Source organism: Kitasatospora sp. NPDC001095 (genome assembly GCF_053598615.1).
Genome location: NZ_JBSFKQ010000019.1, coordinates 39,060 through 57,762, shown reverse-complemented (window position 1 = coordinate 57,762; position 18,703 = coordinate 39,060). Strand labels below are relative to the sequence as shown.

The 18,703-nt window shown below is 71.8% G+C and carries 15 protein-coding genes; 7 read left to right on the top strand and 8 right to left on the bottom strand.

Annotated features, from left to right (window positions below):
- Window positions 1–63 precede the first annotated feature (63 nt).
- Window positions 64–1,461 carry an MFS transporter gene (locus ACWDBB_RS18320; protein WP_449790574.1) on the top strand — a complete coding sequence of 466 codons (1,398 nt, stop codon included), beginning with the start codon at window positions 64–66 and terminating at the stop codon, window positions 1,459–1,461.
- Between the two features lie 214 nt (window positions 1,462–1,675).
- Here the strand turns inward: ACWDBB_RS18320 and ACWDBB_RS18315 are convergent, their stop codons facing one another.
- Both ACWDBB_RS18315 and ACWDBB_RS18310 read right to left on the bottom strand, forming a co-directional pair.
- A complete protein-coding gene (locus ACWDBB_RS18315) occupies window positions 1,676–2,401 on the bottom strand; it encodes a helix-turn-helix transcriptional regulator (RefSeq protein WP_449790612.1) in 726 nt (241 codons plus the stop codon).
- 464 nt (window positions 2,402–2,865) lie between these two features.
- The gene (locus ACWDBB_RS18310) at window positions 2,866–3,537 is read right to left on the bottom strand and encodes a TetR/AcrR family transcriptional regulator (RefSeq protein ID WP_449790573.1); all 672 of its coding nucleotides are present in this window, start codon (window positions 3,535–3,537) and stop codon (window positions 2,866–2,868) included.
- A 214-nt stretch (window positions 3,538–3,751) separates the two neighbouring features.
- Here ACWDBB_RS18310 and ACWDBB_RS18305 point away from each other — a divergent pair, with 214 nt between their 5' ends.
- From ACWDBB_RS18305 to ACWDBB_RS18290, 4 genes are all read left to right on the top strand, one after another.
- Complete coding sequence (locus ACWDBB_RS18305) at window positions 3,752–5,236, top strand: MFS transporter (RefSeq protein ID WP_449790572.1); 1,485 nt, start codon at window positions 3,752–3,754, stop codon at window positions 5,234–5,236.
- Window positions 5,237–5,476: 240 nt separating this feature from the next.
- Window positions 5,477–6,295 carry a TIGR03084 family metal-binding protein gene (locus ACWDBB_RS18300; protein ID WP_449790571.1) on the top strand — a complete coding sequence of 273 codons (819 nt, stop codon included), beginning with the start codon at window positions 5,477–5,479 and terminating at the stop codon, window positions 6,293–6,295.
- Between the two features lie 39 nt (window positions 6,296–6,334).
- Window positions 6,335–7,705 (top strand): FAD-dependent oxidoreductase, encoded by a 1,371-nt coding sequence (locus ACWDBB_RS18295; RefSeq protein ID WP_449790570.1) that lies wholly within the window; start codon window positions 6,335–6,337, stop codon window positions 7,703–7,705.
- A 128-nt stretch (window positions 7,706–7,833) separates the two neighbouring features.
- The gene (locus ACWDBB_RS18290) at window positions 7,834–8,202 is read left to right on the top strand and encodes a YciI family protein (RefSeq protein WP_449790569.1); all 369 of its coding nucleotides are present in this window, start codon (window positions 7,834–7,836) and stop codon (window positions 8,200–8,202) included.
- A 72-nt stretch (window positions 8,203–8,274) separates the two neighbouring features.
- On the opposite strand, the gene ACWDBB_RS18285 is transcribed toward ACWDBB_RS18290, so the two are convergent.
- Both ACWDBB_RS18285 and ACWDBB_RS18280 read right to left on the bottom strand, forming a co-directional pair.
- A complete protein-coding gene (locus ACWDBB_RS18285) occupies window positions 8,275–9,435 on the bottom strand; it encodes an acyltransferase family protein (protein WP_449790568.1) in 1,161 nt (386 codons plus the stop codon).
- A gap of 290 nt (window positions 9,436–9,725) precedes the next feature.
- Window positions 9,726–11,312 (bottom strand): MFS transporter, encoded by a 1,587-nt coding sequence (locus tag ACWDBB_RS18280; RefSeq protein WP_449790567.1) that lies wholly within the window; start codon window positions 11,310–11,312, stop codon window positions 9,726–9,728.
- 211 nt (window positions 11,313–11,523) lie between these two features.
- On the opposite strand from ACWDBB_RS18280, the gene ACWDBB_RS18275 reads away from it, so the two are divergent.
- Window positions 11,524–11,886 carry a YciI family protein gene (locus tag ACWDBB_RS18275; RefSeq protein WP_449790566.1) on the top strand — a complete coding sequence of 121 codons (363 nt, stop codon included), beginning with the start codon at window positions 11,524–11,526 and terminating at the stop codon, window positions 11,884–11,886.
- Window positions 11,887–11,890: 4 nt separating this feature from the next.
- Window positions 11,891–13,141 carry an RNA polymerase sigma factor gene (locus tag ACWDBB_RS18270; protein ID WP_449790565.1) on the top strand — a complete coding sequence of 417 codons (1,251 nt, stop codon included), beginning with the start codon at window positions 11,891–11,893 and terminating at the stop codon, window positions 13,139–13,141.
- A gap of 85 nt (window positions 13,142–13,226) precedes the next feature.
- Here the strand turns inward: ACWDBB_RS18270 and ACWDBB_RS18265 are convergent, their stop codons facing one another.
- The 4 genes from ACWDBB_RS18265 to ACWDBB_RS18250 form a co-directional block, all read right to left on the bottom strand.
- Window positions 13,227–13,931, bottom strand: a complete 705-nt coding sequence (locus ACWDBB_RS18265; protein WP_449790564.1) for an EboA domain-containing protein — start codon at window positions 13,929–13,931, stop codon at window positions 13,227–13,229.
- Between the two features lie 628 nt (window positions 13,932–14,559).
- On the bottom strand, window positions 14,560–16,113 hold the full coding sequence (locus tag ACWDBB_RS18260; RefSeq protein WP_449790563.1) for a benzoate-CoA ligase family protein: 1,554 nt from the start codon (window positions 16,111–16,113) through the stop codon (window positions 14,560–14,562).
- On the bottom strand, window positions 16,110–17,363 hold the full coding sequence (locus tag ACWDBB_RS18255) for an acyltransferase family protein (protein ID WP_449790562.1): 1,254 nt from the start codon (window positions 17,361–17,363) through the stop codon (window positions 16,110–16,112). The genes ACWDBB_RS18260 and ACWDBB_RS18255 overlap by 4 nt, the downstream gene beginning before the upstream one ends.
- 91 nt (window positions 17,364–17,454) lie before the next feature.
- Window positions 17,455–18,570 carry a serine hydrolase domain-containing protein gene (locus ACWDBB_RS18250; protein WP_449790561.1) on the bottom strand — a complete coding sequence of 372 codons (1,116 nt, stop codon included), beginning with the start codon at window positions 18,568–18,570 and terminating at the stop codon, window positions 17,455–17,457.
- Between the last annotated feature and the right edge of the window lie 133 nt (window positions 18,571–18,703).

The window sequence follows — 18,703 nt, the reverse complement described above, 5'->3', positions numbered from 1 at the left end:
AGTGCCGTTTTGCGGGCCGGGGTGGAGTGGACAGCGGATGAGCGGCCAATGCAAGCTGTCCGCATGGCAGTTGACAAATTTGACGCGGCGTCGACCGATGCCGAGAACTCCTTACCCGGACCTGCACCGGCCTCCCCGGTCCGCCGGCCGGGACTGGCACTCGGCGTGCTGGCCGGGGCACTCGCCCTGGACGTGAGCGGCCTCGGCGTGCTCAACGCCGCTCTGCCGTCCGTCGGAGAGCGCTTCCACCTGGACGAGACGACGCTCCAGTGGGTCATGACCGCCTACGCCGTCACCTTCGCCGGCTTCCTGCTGGTGGGCGGCCGACTGGCCGACGTGCTCGGGCGGCGGCGGGTGTTCGAGGTCGGCGTCGCGCTGTTCACCGTGTCCGCGCTGGTCGGCGCGGCGGCCCCGAACACCGCGACGCTGCTGGGGGCGAGAGCCGCGCAGGGCATCGGCGCCGCCCTGTCGGGTCCGGCCGCGCTGGCGCTGCTCACCGACGCCTTTCCGGCCGGTCCCGCACGCAACCGGGCCTTCGGGGTGTACGCGGCCGTCGGCGCCGCGAGCTTCAGCGGCGGGGTGCTGCTGGGCGGCGTCCTGACCGAGTTCCTCGGCTGGCGCTCGGTGCTGTGGTTCTCGGTGCTGCTCGGGCTCGGGGTGCTGGCCGCGACCCGCGTCGGACTGCCCGACGGCGCCGGCCACCGCGGCCGGCTCGACCTGCCCGGCGCGATCACCGGCACGCTCGGCCTCACCCTGCTCGTCGTCGGCGTCAGCACCGGCGGCGCCTCGGCTTGGATCGTCCTCGCCGCCGCCGTGCTCTTCCTGGTGCTGTTCGTCGTCCGGGAGCACCGCACCGCCGACCCGGTGCTCCCGCTCGGCCTCTTCCGGGCCAACTCGGTGCGGGAGGCGAGCCTGGCGGCGTTCCTCCAGTACACGGGCTCGGTCGGGATGCTGTTCTTCGCCCCGCTGTACCTCCAGGGGATGCTGCACTACTCGCCGTTCGAGTCCGGCATCGCCCTGGTGCCGATGTCCCTGGCCGTGTTCCTCACGGCCAACTTCGCCACCGGCCGGCTGCTCGCCAAGCACTCCCCGCGGACGCTGATGGCCGTCGGCCTCGTCCTGATCGGGGTGGGCACCGGGCTGTGGCTGGGCACGCCGCAGGACGGCGACTACCTGCTGCACGTGCTGCCCGGACTGGTGGTCAGCGGCATCGGTCAGGGGCTGAACTTCCCCTCGATGACCTCCGTCGGCCTCTCCGGCGTCCCGGAACGGCAGCACGCCGTCGCCGGGGCGGTGAACGTGGTGACCCAGCAGATCGGCGCCAGCGTGGGCGTGGCGCTGCTGGTGCTGGTCGCCGCGACCACCGAGGACCAGCTCGCCGGCTACCACCTCGCCTACGTCACCGCCGCCGCCGCGTGCGTGCTGGGCGCGGTGTTCATCGCGGTACGGCGACGGGCCTGAGCGCCCCGCGCGGTTCCGCGGCCGGGTGACGCGTACCCCGCCGACCAAGACGCCCGAGTCGCCGATCCGGAGCCCCGGATCGGCGACTCGGGCCGATCCTGGGTCCGAGACCCGGCAAGAGGTTCCCCGTGGCGGCCACGCTCACCCGATGGCACGTCAGGCATACGGCCCGGAGCCGGAGTTCCGGGCCGTCGCCGTGTTTCCCGGTGCCCGCTCAGCCGGCCTCGCGTAGCTCGCTGTTCCTGGAGATGGCCGCTGCCCGGACATCTAGCAGCGCGAGCAGGACCGGTGGGTCGAGGGCGCGCACGGGGCGAAGGTGCAGTTCGAGGGGGTCCACCGGGACGTTCGTCCTGATCTCGATGGGGCCGACCGAGCCGACGGAGGCCTCGTCGGTGAGGACCTCCTCGCAGGAGGCGGGGACGGAGTGCGCGAGCAGGTACCAGGTCCCGGCCGGCACGTGTTCGAGCAGGAAGGAACCGGGGCGGGGGAGCACGGCGCAGGCGGCCGGCCGGCCCTCGGGGATGCGGGTGCGGAAGAGTCCGACGAAGACGCGGCCGAGTCGTTCGGCGTCGCACGCCCGGATCTCGCCGCGGACGGTGGCGAGTTCCGTCGGCTGGTTCCAGCGCCGGGTGTCGAGCTCGATGCGGTTGGTGAAGCCGCGTAACTGGCGGAACATCGTGGGCGAGGTGCCGACGCTGCTGGCGAACCGTGAGCTGAAGGTGCCGACGCTGTTGTAGCCGACGCGGTGGCTGATCTCGGTCACGGTGCAGTCCGTCTCGAGGAGCAGGCGCTTGGCGGCCTCGATGCGAATGGCGGACAGGAAGCGTCTCGGCGAGACCCCGGTCACCCGCTGGAATTCCCGGGAGAAGTGGAATTTGCTGTAGATGGCAGCCTCTGCCATATCGTCTATGGTCAGTAATTCGCCGATGTTCTCGTGCATGATCTCGATGGCTCGGGCCACGGCTTCTTCGATTGCAGGTTTCAAGGTGACTCCAGATTCTCGCTGTACCCGGTGGACGACGGAAACTTCGCTCCGGCGCTGCGTCCCGTGACGCAGCCGATCGGGGGGATGACATTCGGCTGCCGGAGCGTGCGAGGTATCCCGGCTCCCTTCGTTAAAGCGCCAGTGACACTGCGTGTTCTCGCGATTGCGATTGACGACCGTAGCAGGCGGACATGACAAGTACAACGGTGTGTTCACGCCCTTATTCGGCAAAGCCGAAGAGGAGATACTCGCCGGTATATGTTTGAAATATCGCAGCAATTGAAGAGGTGTGGCGGAGGGGGGAAGACGTAGCTGCCGGGTGGTGCGGACGGGGCGGGCGGGACGCCAGTGACCGGTGTGACGAGCGTGCCGGGCCGGTGCCCGCGGATGTCCTCCCCGGATCACGGCGGTTCCACCCCTCAATCCGCGTCGGCCGCCGAGTCCACCTCCTCCCGGAGCCGCTCCGCGGAGGCCGACACCGAGTTGACGGCGGCCTCCCGGGTGTCGCCGACGGCGACCATCAGCCCCACCAACTGCGCCTCCAGCAGGCTATCGGCGTTCCAGGGCTCGGTCAGGTAGTCGCCGAGCTCCAGAGCGACGAGACCGTGAACGGCGGACCACATCTGGTGTGCGACCAGGTCGGCGTCCGCCGCCCGGAACCGGCCGGCCTCGATGCACCGGGCGGCGCACTCGGCCACGCCCGCCAGCGTGTAGCGGCCGTATTGCCGGTCCTCCTCGCCCAGTGAGAAACCGGCCAGTGAGGACCCTCCGAACATCACCGCGTACAGGTGCGGGTTGGCCAGCGCATTGAGCCGGTACGCACGACCCAGCAATGCCAGGTCGCTCACCGGGTCGTCGCTGAACTCCACCAGGGTGAAGTAGTGCTGGAGCCGGGCGAACCCTTCGTGAACCATGGCGCGCACCAGACCGCGCATTCCGTTGAAGTGGGTGTAGAGGGCCATCGTGGAGGCGCCGATCTCGCTCGCGATGCGACGGGCGGACAGCGCCTGCGGCCCTTCCTCCGCGAGCAGCCGGGCGGCGATGTCCACCAGCGCCGGACGGGTGCTGGGATCCGTGTGACGCGGACTCATTCCTTCAGTCAAGCAAAATGCCGTTATCCCAGGGCGGTTCGCGCCCACAACCCTCGGATCCCCGCACAATGCGAGAAGCAGCCCTTCGCGCGCCGGGCATAGCTTTCCAGTCACTCAGCGCGACATTCCAGGGCCCACCGGCGGCCGGAGAACAGCCGGGAAATGTCGAGGGCCCTCGCGCGATCACCACACCCCTGGTCAACGGAGGTCGCTCTTGTCCACCACAGCCCCCGGCCGGACCACCGGCGCCACGCTGCTCCTCTCCCTGGGCAGCCTGATCGTGCTGGTCTCCTCGGCATTCGCCTTCCACCATTCCTTCGCCATGGATCCCTCGATGCCGATGGCCCACATGCCGGCCGACGACGGCCGGAAGCTGCACGGCATGGCACTGGCGGACATGCCGGAGATGTTCACCGCCCTCGGCGGACTGCTGCTCGTGGTGGCCGGCGCCGCGCTGCGCGGGCGGCCGAAATCCGTCGAGGCCGACTCCGGGTCCGCGCGGCGCGGCCGGCTGCTGGTCGCCGTCATCGGCACGGCCGCCCTCACCATCGACATCAGCAAGACCTCGACCCTGGGCTTCGTCATCCCCGGCATGCGGGCCGAGTACGGGCTCGATCCCCGTACCGCCTCCCTGCTGGCGGTCTGCGGGCTGACCGGGACGGCGGCCGGGGCGCTGCTGTTCGGCGTGCTCACCGACCGGATCGGCCGGCGCAGCTCCTACCTGATCGCCACCCTCGGCTTCACCGCCACCAGCATGTGCGGCTCGATGCCCACCTTCGAGGGGAACCTGGTGATGTGCGGCCTGATGGGCCTGGCGGTCGGCGGCCTCGCCCCGCTGCTCATCACCCTGCTCACCGAGACCGCCGGCGGAAAGGTCCGCGGCTCCGTGGTGGTGGCGCTCTCCGTCGTCGCCACCGCGGTCGGCTACCTCGTCGCCGCCGGCTCGGCGCTGTGGCTGGAGCCGGTGTTCGGCTGGCGGATCCTCTGGCTGATCGGCGCCCCCACCGGTGCCGTGCTGGCCCTACTCACCCCCTTCGTCCCCAACCGCGTCTCCGCCCCCGCCCCGGCGGCCGCGGACGCACCGGCCGTCCGGCACCTGCCCAGGTCCTCCCGGGCCCTCACCCAGGGCCTGCAGCGCGCCTTCGCCACCCTGATCGGACTGCTCACCTTCGGCCTCACCACCTGGGTGCCGAGCCTGGCCAGGATCGGCGGCGTACCGGTGCACACCGCGAACCTGATGCTCACGGTCGCGGCGATCGCGATGATCCCGTGCGCCCTGCTCCTGATGCTGGGCTACCGCCGCTTCGGCCCGACCTCCATGGCCGCGGGCCTGGCCACCGCAACCGCCGTGCTGCTGTTGGCGCTCACGGCCAGCGGCGCGGTGGCCGAGGTGGGCTGGATCGCCGCGGGCGCGCTGGTGGCGGCGCTGTTCTCGGTGAACTCGATGGCGGCGATCTTCCTCCCGATCGCGGCCGACCTGGCGGAGCCGGAACGGCGCGGCCGGACCACCGGGTGGGTTTCCCTCTTCAACCGGCTGGGCGGCCTGATGGGGCCGCTGCTGCTGGCGAGCCTGGTCTCCTCGGCCTCCGCCGTCCTGGTGGCGGTCTCCGCCCTCGCCCTGCTGTGCGGCGCGGCCGCCTGGTACATCAGCCGCCGGCACCGCCTCGCGCTGGCGGGCCTCGAACCGGCGACCGACTGACCGCGACCGACCGACCGGCGATCGACCGGCCGCGACCGACCGACCGGCCGCGACCGACTGACCGGCGGGCCGCCCGCGGGCCGCCCGCCGGTCGACCGCGGGGCGCACGGGCGCACAGCACGAGCAGAGAAGCCCGCCGATCTCGGCCCGGCCGATACTGGGCAGGCCCCCGAATCCGACGCTCCGCAAAGCGAGTCGAGACGGCGTCGGCATCCGGACCCCCTGACGGAAGGAAGAGGCATGCCCGACTCACAGGACGTGACAGCCGCACTGGCGGCGGACGGCGACGCCGTCGAGGCCCTGGTGGCGGACCTCGCGGACGCCGACTGGGCGCGGCCCACCCCGGCGCCCGGCTGGACCATCGCCCACCAGATCGCCCACCTCGCGGCCACCTTCAAGCTGGCGGGCACCGCCGCGGCCGATCCGGAGGCGTTCAAGGCGCTGGCCGCGGGCGTCGGGCAGGACTTCGACGGTGCGGTGCAGCAGTCCCTCAAGCCCTACCTGGCGCCCTACCTGGCGTCCGGCGCGCCGAAGGAGCTGCTGGAACGCTGGAACGCCGAGCGGAGGACCGCCGAGCAGGCCCTGGCGGCCGTCCCGGCCGGTCAGCCGGTGCCGTGGCTGGTCCGCCCGCTGCCGGCGCCCGTCCTGGCCGCCGCCGGGATGATGGAGCTGTTCGGCCACGGCCAGGACATCGCCGACACGCTCGGGGTGCACCGCGAGCACACCGACCGGCTCCGCTACCTGGTCGAATTCGCCGTCCGCACCTGGGACTTCGGGTACCAGGCGCGCGGACTCGCCGCCCCCGCGACGGAGTTCCGCTTCGAGATCACCGCCCCGTCCGGCGCCCGCTGGGAGTTCGGCCCCGCCGACGCCGAGCAGCGCGTCAGCGGCCCCGCCGTCGACTTCTGCCTCCTGGTGACCCGCCGCCGCCACCGCGACGACCTCGCCCTGACGGCCGAGGGCAGGGACGCCGACGGCTGGCTCGACCTCGCCCAGGCCTACCGCGGCCCGGCCGGCGAGGGCCGCACTCCCGGCCAGTTCCGCCCGTCCGGGAACTGACCGCCGTACCCGTCCTGAATCCGTAGAGAGGGGACCTTCATGGCCACCCGTACCGACGAATGTGCCGTGGTTCTCGGCGGAAGCATTGCGGGCCTGCTGGCGGCCAGGGTGCTCTCCGAGTCCTATCCGAGGGTCGTGATCGTCGAACGCGACAAGATCCTCGGGGTCCGCGGGCCGCGCCGCGGCGTCCCGCACGGCAACCACGCCCACGGGCTGGTCGCCCGGGGCCACCAGATCATGGAGTCGCTGTTCCCGGGCCTCACCGAGGAGTTGATCGCCGCAGGGGTGCGGCCCGGTGACTTCAGCGGCGACATCCGCTGGTACTTCAACGGGCTGCGGCTGCGCCCCGCGCGTACCGGCCTGCCGTCCGTGCCGGCCACCCGGCCGGTGCTCGAGTACCACCTGCGCGAGCGGGTGCGGGCGCTGCCGGAGGTGTCGTTCCTGGAGGAGCACGACGTCGTCGCCCCGGTGACCGACGCCTCCGGGCACCGGGTCACCGGGGTCAGGGTGCAGCAGCGCACCCCCGGGGCCGAGGAGCGGACGCTCTCCGCCCACCTGGTCGTCGACACCACCGGTCGCGGTTCGCGCACCCCGCTGTGGCTGGCCGACCTCGGGTACCAGGCGCCCCCCGAGGAGCGGATCGAGATCGACCTGGCATACACCACCCGCCACTACCGGCTGGAGAAGGACCCGTTCGGCAGCGAGATCGCCATCATCCCGGCCGCCACGCCCTCGCACCCGCGCGGGGGGTTCTTCTACCGGGTGCCCGGCGACGACAACCGGGTGGAGCTGTCGGTGACCGGGATCGTGGGTGACCACCCGCCCACCGACCCGGAGGGGTTCGACGCCTTCGTCCGTTCGCTGCCCGCCCCCGAGATCCACGAGGCGATCCGCGACGCCGAACCCCTCGACGAACCGCTGCGCTTCCGCTTCCCGGCCAGCGTCCGCAGGGACTACAACCGGCTGGAGCGCTTCCCCGCCGGGCTGCTCGTCATGGGCGACGCGGTCTGCAGCTTCAACCCCGCCTACGCCCAGGGCATGACCTCGGCCGCGCTGCAGGCGCTGGTGCTGCGGCGGCACTCCGCGGGGCGCCGGCTGCCGCGCCCCCAGGACTTCTTCCGCGAGGTCGCGCGGGAGATCAAGACCCCCTGGGAGTTCGCCGCGGTGTCGGACCTCGGCTACCCCGGCGTCAAGGGCCGGCGGACCGCCCAGACCAGCCTGGTCAACCGGTACGTCGCGCTGGCCCAGCGGGCGGCGGTGCACGATCCCCGGGTGACCGACGCACTGGTGCGGATCGCCGGACTGGTGGCCTCCCCGCAGTCCCTGATGCACCCGCGCACCCTGCTGCGGGTCCTGCGGGCCTCCCGCCGCCCCGTGCCGCCCTCGGCCTTCGGATCGCCGACTTCCTGAAGCGGACGTCGGCGATCCGGTTGGGAGGGAAGGCACTTCTTCGCCACTATGTCGAGAGCGGCGCGTCGGCGCCGACGAAGTAGTGGAGGGGGGCGCAGCAGGCGCCTCACGTCGCAGGGAGCGGAACCATGAAGTACCTGATCATGATGTACCCGAACGCCGCGGTCCTGGACGCGATGTCGGAGGAGGAGCGCAACGCCCTCTTCCAAGGGCACGGCGGGTTCATGGAGAAGATCAAGGCGAGCGGCGAGTTCGTCGGGACCCTGGCGCTGGCCGGCGTCGACCAGAGTGCCGTGGTGAGCGTCCGGGGCGGTGTGCCCGCGGTGACGGACGGTCCGTACGCCGAGGCCAAGGAGTACATGGGCGGAATCTACGTCATCGACGTCAGGGACGCGGAGCGCGCCCGGGAGGTCGCCGCGATGATCCCGGACGCCGCGGTCGAGGGCCTGGGCATCGAGCTCCGGCCGGTCGTCTACAGCGATGGTTTCTCTTCCTGACCGGTCGCCCGGGGGCCCTCGCGGCCCCCGGGCTTCCGGCTCTTCCGTGTTCTCACCCGTGCCGGCGGGTGGTCAGGTCCTGAGCTGGGGCTCCGGGTCCGTGCGGTCGGGTGCGCGTCGGGCCGGTGGCCGGCCCCAGCGGCGCATGGCCGGCACCTCGACGGTCTTGTGCAGCACCCAGGCAAGTGCCACGCAGAGCGCGTAGAGGCCGAGGATGAACAGGATGGCGACGGGTGTGGAGAACGTCGTCGGGGTGTATCGGCCCGCGTAGCCCACGAACTGGCCCGAGAACGCCGCGTGTGCCGCGAAGATCACGGTGATGTGGATGATGTAGAAGGCGAAGGACAGTTCGCCGAGCCACATCATGAAGCGCCCGTCGAGGATCGTGCCCCTGCCGGAGCGGTCACCGGAGGCCAGCGAGCCGATCAGCAGCGCGGCCGGGATGGGGTAGAGCGCCGCGACCATGAAGACGGCGGGCAGGTGGGCCAGCAGCAGGAAGACGGCGAGGTTGAGCAGGACGGCCGGCAGGACGCGGATCCTCGGCCACCGCCCGTCGGCGACGATCCGGGCGAGGAGCATGCCCATCACGAACTCGATCGTCCGGACGGGCGGGAAGAAGCACAGCGCCCACATCTGGGGCCAGGACCCCGCGGGGTAGAAGCTCGGCGGATACCCCGAGAGCAGCGGCCGGCTGATCACCGGGATCAGGGCGGCGGTCACGCCGAGGCCGATCAGCCAGGGCCACAGTGCCCGCCGGTCGATCCGCCGGACGAACCGGAGCAGCAGCGGGAACAGGGCGTAGCACAGCAGGTCCACCGTGAGGGTCCAGCTCGGCCCGTTGAACTGGTACAGTATCAGGTCCTGGGAGGGCCACCAGGTCTGCACCAGGAAGAGGCCGGCGATGGCCGGAACCCATCTGATGGTGTCGCCCGCGGCGGCGAACTGGCTCAGGGCGAGGACCGCGACCAGGGCGTGGGACGGGCCGATGCGCATCAGTCTGCGCCGCCAGAAGTCGACGGTTCTGCGGCCCGGTCTGGCGGACCAGGTCAGCACGAACCCGCTGAGGACGAAGAAGACCGAGACCGCGAGGAAGCCGACCCGCCCGTTGCCCGTCAGGCTGTTGAAGGCGGAGTGGGCGGCGGGGTCCGAGAACACGGGGAGCAGGAGCGCGTGGTTGGCGAAGACGAAGACGACGGCGACGGCCCGCAGGCCCTCCAGCGACGGCAGCGTCATCGCAGGGACGGGTAACTGGGATTTCACGGCAGTCCCTTTCTCCGGGGTGGAGAACGCTCGGACGGTGCCGCCCGGTCTCTCGGCCGGTACGCGGCACCGGGCGGCGCCGGGCGGCGCCGCCGGCCCCTACGTCGAACGGGGGCGGGGGGATTCGACACCGTCGTGCCCTTCTTCCTCGAGTCGCGCCGGGGCGGCGGGAGTTGCCGGATGTACCCGGGAACGGACCGACGGCTGTGGCCGGGGTGCGAAGCCCCGGCCACAGCCGTCGGTCGTCGTGCTGGGTGGTGCGGTCAGCCGGTCGCGGGGACGGAGTCCTCGCTGCCCTCGGCGGCGGCCTCGGCCGCCGGCTGGCCGGTGGGAGGCACGTGCCGGAGCAGGGAGGTGACCAGGGCGGCGGTGGCGACCAGCAGGACGCCGGAGATGGTCACCACGGTGTGGAGCTCGGAGGCGAAGGCCGCCCGGGCGGGCGTGAGGAGGGTGTCGGCGACCTGGGCGGACAGCGAGCCGGCGGCCTCCGTCGCGCCGGCGAGGGAGTCCTTCGCCGCCCGGACCGCGTCGGCCGGCAGGCCGTCCGGAACGCTGAGGGTGCCGCGGTAGACGGCGGTGCCGATGCTGCCCAGGGCGGCGATGCCGAGGGCGAACCCGAGCTGGCCGCTGGTCTCGTTGAGCGCGCCCGCGGAACCGGCCTTCTCCTGCGGCGCGGAGCCCATGACCAGGCCCATGCCGAGGGTGACCATCGGGCCGGAGCCGAGGAAGACCACGGCGAAGCCGGTGATCAGCACGACCGGGCTCGTTCCGGGCTCCGCCATGGTGATCACCAGCATGCCGACCGCGGCGAGGACCAGTCCGCCACCGATGACGTACGCCGGGCGGAAACGCTGGCCGAGCTTGGGGGAGATGCCGAAGCTGATCGTGTTGGCGAGGATCGCCGGCAGCATCCACAGGCCCGAGTGGAGCGGGTCGCGGCCGTACACCAGCTGCAGCGTCTGGGTGACGAAGAACATCACCGCGCCGGTGAGCATGGTGCCGAGGAACAGGCTGACCAGGGCCGCGGAGAAGGAGCGGCTGCCGAACAGGCTCAGGTCGAGCAGGGGGTTCGGCAGCTTGCGCTGGCGGTGGACGAAGAGGATGCCGAAGCCGATGCCGACCAGCACGGCCGCGATCGACAGCGGCTGCCAGCCGTCCTTGGCGATCTCCTTCAGTCCCCAGATGGCGAGCAGGACGGCCGCCATCGACTCCAGCGCGCTGATCGGGTCCAGGCGTCCGGCCTCGGGGTTGCGGAACTCGGGCAGGAAGACCGGGCCGAGCACGAGCAGCAGCACCATCGGGGGGACACCGAGCAGGAAGGCCGAGCCCCACCAGAAGTGGTCGAGCATGGTGCCGCCGATGATCGGGCCGATGATGGCGCCGGCCGAGAAGCACGCGCCCCAGATGCCGAACGCGGCGCCGCGCTGCTTGGGGTCCTGGAACATGGTGGTGATCAGCGAGAGGGTGCCCGGCGCGAGGGTGGCGCCGGCGATGCCGAGCAGGGCGCGCGAGGCGATCAGCATCTCGGGGCTGACGGCGTACGCGGAGGCGACGGAGGCGAGGCCGAAGGCGCCGGCACCGATCAGCAGCAGCCGGCGCCGTCCGATGCGGTCGCCGAGCGACCCCATGGTGACGAGCAGGCCGGCCAGCATGAACGAGTAGATGTCGGTGATCCACAGCTGCTGCACACCGCTGGCGTGCAGGTCCTCCGACAGGCTGGGCAGGGCCAGCAGCATGACGAAGACGTCGATCGAGACCAACAGGGTGGGCAGGGCGAGGACGGCGAGTCCGGTCCACTCTCGCCGTCCGGCCCGGGGTGCGGCCTCGCCGGGGGACGTGGTGTCGCTCATTACGGGGGTCCTTCCGCGTTCTCGGGGCACTCGGCATCCGCGGGTGCCGTCACACCGGTACGTCGGACCCGGCGACAAGGTCTCGACATCTCCGGCGGAAACTCGGGCGCAGCGGCGTCATCTCGGCTTGGATGTCGAGGGCGGGCCGCCTGCGGCGACGTCTCAGGTGCAGAGCACCAGCCGACCGCGCGAAGGACCAAGGAATGATGGTATGAAATACATGCTTCTGATCCATATGAACCCGGTCATCTGGGACGGTCTGCCGGAGCGGGAGCGGAACGAGGTCTACTCCGGGCATGCCACGTTCCAGCAGAAGATCCTCGACTCCGGTGAGATGGTGACGACCCAGGCCCTCGCCGATCCGTCCGCCAGCACCACGGTCAGAGTCCGCAACGGGCGGCCCGCGGTGACCGACGGCCCGTACACGGACACCAAGGAGTTCCTGGCCGGCTACTACCTGGTCGACTGTGCGTCCAGGGAGCGCGCAGTCGAACTGGCCGGCCAGATCCCCGATGCCCGGTACACCGGCATCGAGGTCCGCCAGGTCGTCTTCGAAGCAGATGCGGAGAGTTGAGCCGATGAACCGTGACGCCCGGGTCGAGGGCCTGCTCCGATCGCTGGCACCGCAGGTCCTCGGCGCGGTCGTCCGCCGCTACGGACACTTCGACGCCTGTGAGGACGCCGTCCAGGACGCCCTGCTGGCGGCGACCGTCCAGTGGCCCGACCAGGGCGTCCCCAACAACCCCCGGGCGTGGCTGATCACCGTGGCCGCCCGCCGGGTGATCGACGGGCTGCGCAGCGAGCAGGCCCGCCAGCGCCGTGAGGCCACCGTCGCCGCGCTCACCCCGACCGACGAGACGGTGACGCCCGGCCCCGGCGAGGAGCCCAAGGCGGCCGAGCACGACGACATGCTCACCCTGCTCTTCCTGTGCTGCCACCCCTCGCTCACGCCCGGCTCGCAGGTCGCCCTCACCCTGCGGGCCGTCGGGGGTCTGACCACCGCCCAGATCGCGCACGCCTTCCTGGTCCCCGAGGCGACCATGGCCCAGCGGATCAGCCGGGCCAAGCAGCGGATCAAGGCCACCGGCTCGTCGTTCCGGATGCCTCCGCAGAGCGAGCGCGAGGAACGCCTGGCGGTCGTGCTCCAGGTGCTCTACCTGATCTTCAACGAGGGCTACACCACCACCAGCGGCCCCGACCTCCTGCACCCCGAACTGGCCCGCGAGGCGATCCGGCTCAACCGTGAACTGCACCGGCTGCTGCCCGGGGAGGGCGAGGTCGCGGGCCTGCTGGCGCTGATGCTGCTGACCGATGCCCGCCGCCCGGCCCGCACCCGGCCCGACGGCAGCCTCGTCCCGCTCGCCGAGCAGGACCGCTCCCGCTGGGACCAGGCCGCGCTCAAGGAGGGGCTGGCGCTGATCGCCGAGACGCTCCCGCGGATGGTGACCGGGCCGTACCAGGTACAGGCGGCGATCGCGGCCGTGCACGGCGAGGCCGCGCGCGCCGAGGACACCGACTGGCCGCAGATCACGGCTCTGTACGAGGTGCTGGAGCGGATGTCCCCCGGCCCGATGGTGACGCTCAACCACGCGGTCGCCCGCGCGATGGTCGACGGCCCGGCGGCCGGGCTCGAGATGCTCGCGACCCTGGAGGCCGACGGCCGGCTCGCGGGCCACCACCGGCTCGCCGCCGTCCGCGCCCATCTCCAGGAGCTGAACGGCGATCCGGCGGCGGCCCGGGAGAGCTACCGCGAGGCCGCCCGGCAGACCGGCAGCCTTCCCGAACGCCGCTACCTGGAGGCCCGCGCCGAGGCGACGAACAACCGGTGACGGAACGACCGGTGACGGAACGACCAGTGACGAGCCCGCCGGTGACGGAACGGCCGGTGACGAGTCCGGGCCGCTGAGGCCCGCCTCAGCGCAGGCCGCCGCGCGGGCGCGGCATGAGCGCCAACAGCACGGTCATGCCGAGCAGGGCCCGCAGGTCGGGGCCGATGTCCCGGCCGGCCGCCCGCTGCTGCTGCGCCAACTCGTGTGCCATCCGCAGCAGTTCGGAGTCGGTACGGGGGACCAGCTCCGCGACGGCGGATAGCGTCACACCGGCGAGCAGGCAGGTCATCACGCCGTGCCGCCACCTGGTCTGGTCGAGGTGCAGGGCCGCGAACGGGCCCATCGCCGCCGCGATCAGCAGCGGGTCCCTGCTGCGCAGGCCGTCGGCGACCAGCTCCAGTCCGAGCCGCGTGCAGGAGGCCGGCAGCAGCGCCAACGCCCGTAGCACGCCGCGCTGTTCGGCGTCGTCGCCGCGGCGGTAGAGCCGCTCGACCTGTTCCTCCAGGAGCCCGGCGGGCAGCACCTCGGCCAGCACCGTGAGCAGCCGGGCCCTGGCCCGGTCGTCGACGGTGCCGAAGACCAGGCCCTGCGGGTCGGCCTCCGGCCGGACGGGCCCCCGGCCGACCGCCCGGCCGACCAGCGAGAACTCCTCGTGGACGGCGGTGGGGCGCTGCCGGATGCGGCGTTCGGCACCGGCCAGCCAGCCGTTCTCCGGTGCGTGCAGGATGGCCACCGAGCCCCCTCGCGGGATGTCGGTGGCAGGCCAGGGGTGTTCCTCGTGGAACTGCATGATCGACGGTCTCCGAATCGTGGACGTCAGCGGTGCAGCCGTGGGCGGCAGCTGAACGGAAACGGTTTGTCCGGTGGCCGACTGGTGCCCGGCGGGCGGCGGTTGGTGCGCAGGCCTCAACCGCGGTCGGCGATGCTCGCTATGAAACAGCGGGGCGCGGAGCACGGTCAAGAACCGCTGCGGGGCCGCGAACCGGCCGGACGATCACGGGGGAGCACGCGTTCGCGCAGGTCGCGGCGGACGCCGGGAGGCGCGGAGGGGGCCCGGAGCGGGCACGGGGAGCCCCGTGGACACCGCACGACACGAGAAGGGAGGCATGCGGGGCCTCCCGCGGGGCGCCGCGTGCCGGGCGGCCGTCGGGACGGCGTCCACTCCGTCCCGGCGGCCGCAGCAGCCGGCATCTCTGCCCTGCACTTGGTAGTCGAAGCCGACGACGCGTCATCGACATCCGCGGGCAAGATTCTTCGGACTTCTCTCGAAGCCGCTGCAGGACCGCTGCCGGGCCGCCGCCGGGCCGCCGCCGGACCGCGACCGCGCCTCCACCGGGCCCCGGGAACGACGAACAGCGGTCACCGGCGCGGCGGTGGTGCCTGCCGCGCCGGTGACCGCTGTGCTGCCCGAGGGGCGCTCAGAGCCGCTGCAGCGCCTTGCGGTCCACCTTGCCGTTGGCGGTCAGCGGCAGGGTGACGACGAACCGGACGTCCCGCGGGTACTTCTGCGGCGACATCCGGGCGCGGACGAAGTCCTTCAGCTCGGCGGCCGAGACCTCGGCGCGGGGGACCACGTACGCCCTGGTGAGGGTGAGGCCGTCCTCCTGGTAGCCGACGACCGCGCACTGGTCCACGGCCGGGTGGTTCAGCAGGCAGTCCTCGATCTCGACCGGTGCCACCCAGACCCCGTGGACCTTCAACAGGTCGTCCGCCCGGCCCCGGTAGTAGAAGAAGCCCTCCTCGTCCCGGGTGAAGAGGTCGCCGGTGCGCACGGTGTGCTCCGCGGGGAAGGTCACGGCCGTCTGCTCCGGCGCCTCCCAGTAGCCCAACGCGGCCGTCTCGCCCACCACTTGGAGGACTCCGAGCTCGCCGTCGGGCAGCGGTTCGCCGTGGTCGTCGACCACCTTCACCCGGTACCCCGGCACCTCCTTGCCCAGGCTTCCGATCCGGGCCTCGCCGGGCCGGTTCGAGATGTAGGCGTGGTAGACCTCGCAGGAGCCGATGCTGTCGGTCACCTCGACGCCGAAGGTGTCCAGCCACCTGCGGTGCAGCTCGCCCGGAAGCGCCTCGCCGGCCGAGATGCAGAGCCGGAGCGAACTCAGGTCCCGGGTGCGGGCGTCGGGGTGGTCGACCATCGCCTTGATCATGGTCGGCACGTTGACCAGGACGGTCGGCCGGTGCCGCTCGATCAGGTCGAAGATCCGCTCCGGCGTGCTGCGCTCCGGGAAGACGACCCCGGCGGCGCCGACGCCGAACGGGAACAGCACCGCCGTGTCCCGCGAGTAGCCGAAGAACAGTTTCGGCACCGGCAGCACGACGTCGTCCGGGCGCAGGCCGAGGACGCCGCGGGCGTACCAGTCGAAGCTCAGCACCGGGCTGCGGGCCGGCACCAGGACGGCCTTGGGCGCGCCCGTGCTGCCCGTGGTGAACTTCCACATGACGATGTCGTCCCGGTCGACCTCCACCGCGGCCAGCTCGTCCGACTGCCCGGCGAGCAGCGTCTCGTAGTGCAGCTCGCCCTCGAGCAGCTCCTCCGGCGCCAGGCCCATCACCAGGAGGTTGCGCTCCCCGGCCTCGCGCAGGGCGGCCACCGTCGCCCGGTCGACCAGCGTGAGCGACGGCTTCACGTAGTCCAGGTAGTACCGGTAGTCCTTCGGGTGGAGGTAGCTGTAGACCTCCGCGGTGACGGCACCGATCTTCTGCACGCCGTACCAGGCCGCCACGTACTCGACGCCGTCGCTCAGCGCCATCATCACGCGGTCGCCGCGCCCGATGCCCAGGCCGCGCAGCAGGTTGCCCACCCGGTTGGCCAGCGCGCCCAGTTGGGCGTAGGTGGTGTGCCCGGTGTCGGTGATCAGCGCGGTGCGCTCGCCGTCGTTGCGGTCGACGAACCAGTCGGCGACGTTGAGCCGCGACGGCACGTCCGCGTAGCGCATCGGCCCCTGTGGCCCGGATGTCCCCGTCTCGGTCATTTGCCGGACCCCACCAGGTCGCGCAGCCGCTCGGCGGGGCGCTCGATGAGGTAGTGGCTCACCGTCGCGAACAGCACGCTGCCCGCGAGGACGAAGACCAGCAGCTCCCAGAAGCCCGCCTTGCCGACGAACGCGCCGACCGGCATGGCGTGGTTGTCGAAGATGCTTCCGTTCTTGAACCAGGCGTGGATCATCGGCAGGTGCCAGAGGTAGATGCCGTACGACATCCGCCCGAGGAAGCGCACCGGCGGGTTGCCGAGCACGCCGTCCATCAGCCGCGAGCTGACGCCGGGGACGGTCAGCGGCAGCACCACCAGCATTGCGAAGAGGATGGTGAGGACCTGGACGGTCAGCTCCTGCGCCAGGGCGCCGTAGGTGCCGGTTCCCGGGATGCCGAAGGGCTTGGGGATGTTGAGCAGGAACACCACGCCCGCGCCGAGCCAGCACAGGTTGGGCCGCGCGGCCACCATCCGGAAGAGGGCGGGCGGTTGGGACGTCGTCTCGGCGTAGGCCAGCAGGGCCGCGAGCGCCATGCCTCCGGCGAAGAAGCTGAAGGAGCCGAAGGGGAAGAAGGAGTAGTAGAAGACGTCGGCCTTCATGGCGGGCAGGTACGCGAAGGTGGTCCAGCCCAGGCTGGCCAGCGCGACCAGGGCCAGCGGCAGGGCGATCCGGCGGGCCCGGCGGCTCGGGTCGGCGGCGCGGGACGCGTACTTCTGGACGAGCCAGCCGATGAGCGGCAGGCTCAGGTAGAACACCAGTTCCGTGGGGACCGTCCAGGTCGGCTCCAGGCCGGCGATCCAGTCCATCGGGTTCCTGGTCAGCACGAAGTGCACCATCAGGAACGGCTTGAGCACGTACCAGGGTCCGTCGATGTTGTCGAAGTCGATCAGCAGCAGGACGGCCAGGACCATCGCCCAGTAGCCCGGCACGATCCGCAGCGCCCGCTTCCAGAGGAACGGGAGCGTCGCGGGTCGCCGGGTCCCGGATATCGTGGCGCGCGCGAACGGGCGGAACAGCAGGAGGCCCGACAGCACGAAGAAGGGCGACAGGCACACCTCCAGGCCGTTGGCCAGCACGCTCCACAGGTCATGCCCCGGCTCGGCCATCGAGTGGCTGACGTTGGCCTCGTACGCGACGTGGTACGCGAGCACGCCGACGGCGGCCAGTCCGCGCAGCCCTTCGAGGGTCGGAACCCTCTTCGTCTTCGGTGCCCCCCCGGCGAGGCCGACGGATCTCTCTGTCACTGCCATGCGTGTGTCCCCCTCTGGTGACTGTGTTCCGGTGTTAGGGAGCCGTCAAGGGCCGGGCCGCCGAGGTGGCGGCCCGGCCCGACCAGAGGTCTCAGTTGGCGGCGGCGTGCTGCGCGACCAGCTCGCTGAGCTGGTCGACGGCGGAGGCGGGACCGGGGAAGAACCGGTTCTTCGTCAGCGCGAAGGCGATGCCGGTCTCGGTGTCGGCGTAGGCCGTGCTGCCACCCATGCCGGGCATGCCGAACGTGGTGAGCGTGTCCTGCGGGTTGGCACCCGGCCGGCCCAGGTTGTAGCCCAGCGCGCGCGGCATCGGGAAGCCGATCATCTGGTCGACGTCGGCGGTGGCCACGGCCGTGACCTCGCGCAGCCGCTCGTCCGAGATCAGCCGGACGCCGTCGACCTCGCCGAGCAGGGCGGCGTACATCCGGGCCACGGCGCGGGCGGACATCGTGCCGCCGGAGGGGATGTCCGAGCCGAGCACCAGCGGGTGGTTGCCGTAGTCGGCGCTCGGGGTCACGGCCGCCGGGGTGGCCTTGAACAGCGGCAGGTCGGCGGGCATCGCGGCCAGCATCTCGGCGGTGCCGGGCGCGTCCTCCAGCCGGGCGAGCCGGCCGAGCTCGGACTCCGGGACGCCGAAGAACAGCTCGTCCGCGATGCCGAGCGGACCGGTCACCTCCTCCTTGAGCACCTGGGAGATCGGCTTGCCGGTGGCCCGGCGGACGATCTCGCCCATCACGAAGCCCCAGGTCATCGCGTGGTAACCGGTCTTGGTGCCGGGCTCCCACCACGGCTCGGCGTCGGCGAGCAGACCGACCATCCGGTCCCAGTCGGCCAGGTCCGGGATGGTGAGGTCGGACGGCACCGCCGGGACGCCGACCGAGTGGGTCAGCGCGTGGCGCACGGTCGCCTTGTCCTTGCCGTGGGCGCCGAACTCCGGCCACAGCTCGACGATCGGGGTGTCGTAGTCAAGGGCGCCGCGCTCGGCGAGGACGTGCACCACCGTCGCGGTGACACCCTTGCCGGTCGAGGCGCTGTAGAACGGGATGTCCGAGGTGACCGGACGGCCGCTGTCGGCGTCGGCGACGCCCGCCACCGCGTCCACGACCAGCTCGCCGTGCTGGTACACCGCGACCTGGATCCCCTGCTCGGCGCCGGACTCCACCATCTCGTCGATGGCCTGCTGGACGATCTTCTGCATGATGCTCATGCCCTTTCGACTTTCGCTCTGTGGATCCGGCGCCCCACGGGCACCGCTCACATGAGACATCGGTGCCGTCGTCGGGATCTCGACATCGGCCCGCCGGGTGCTCGAAGATTTTTTTCGGTTCACCCGGGCGGCG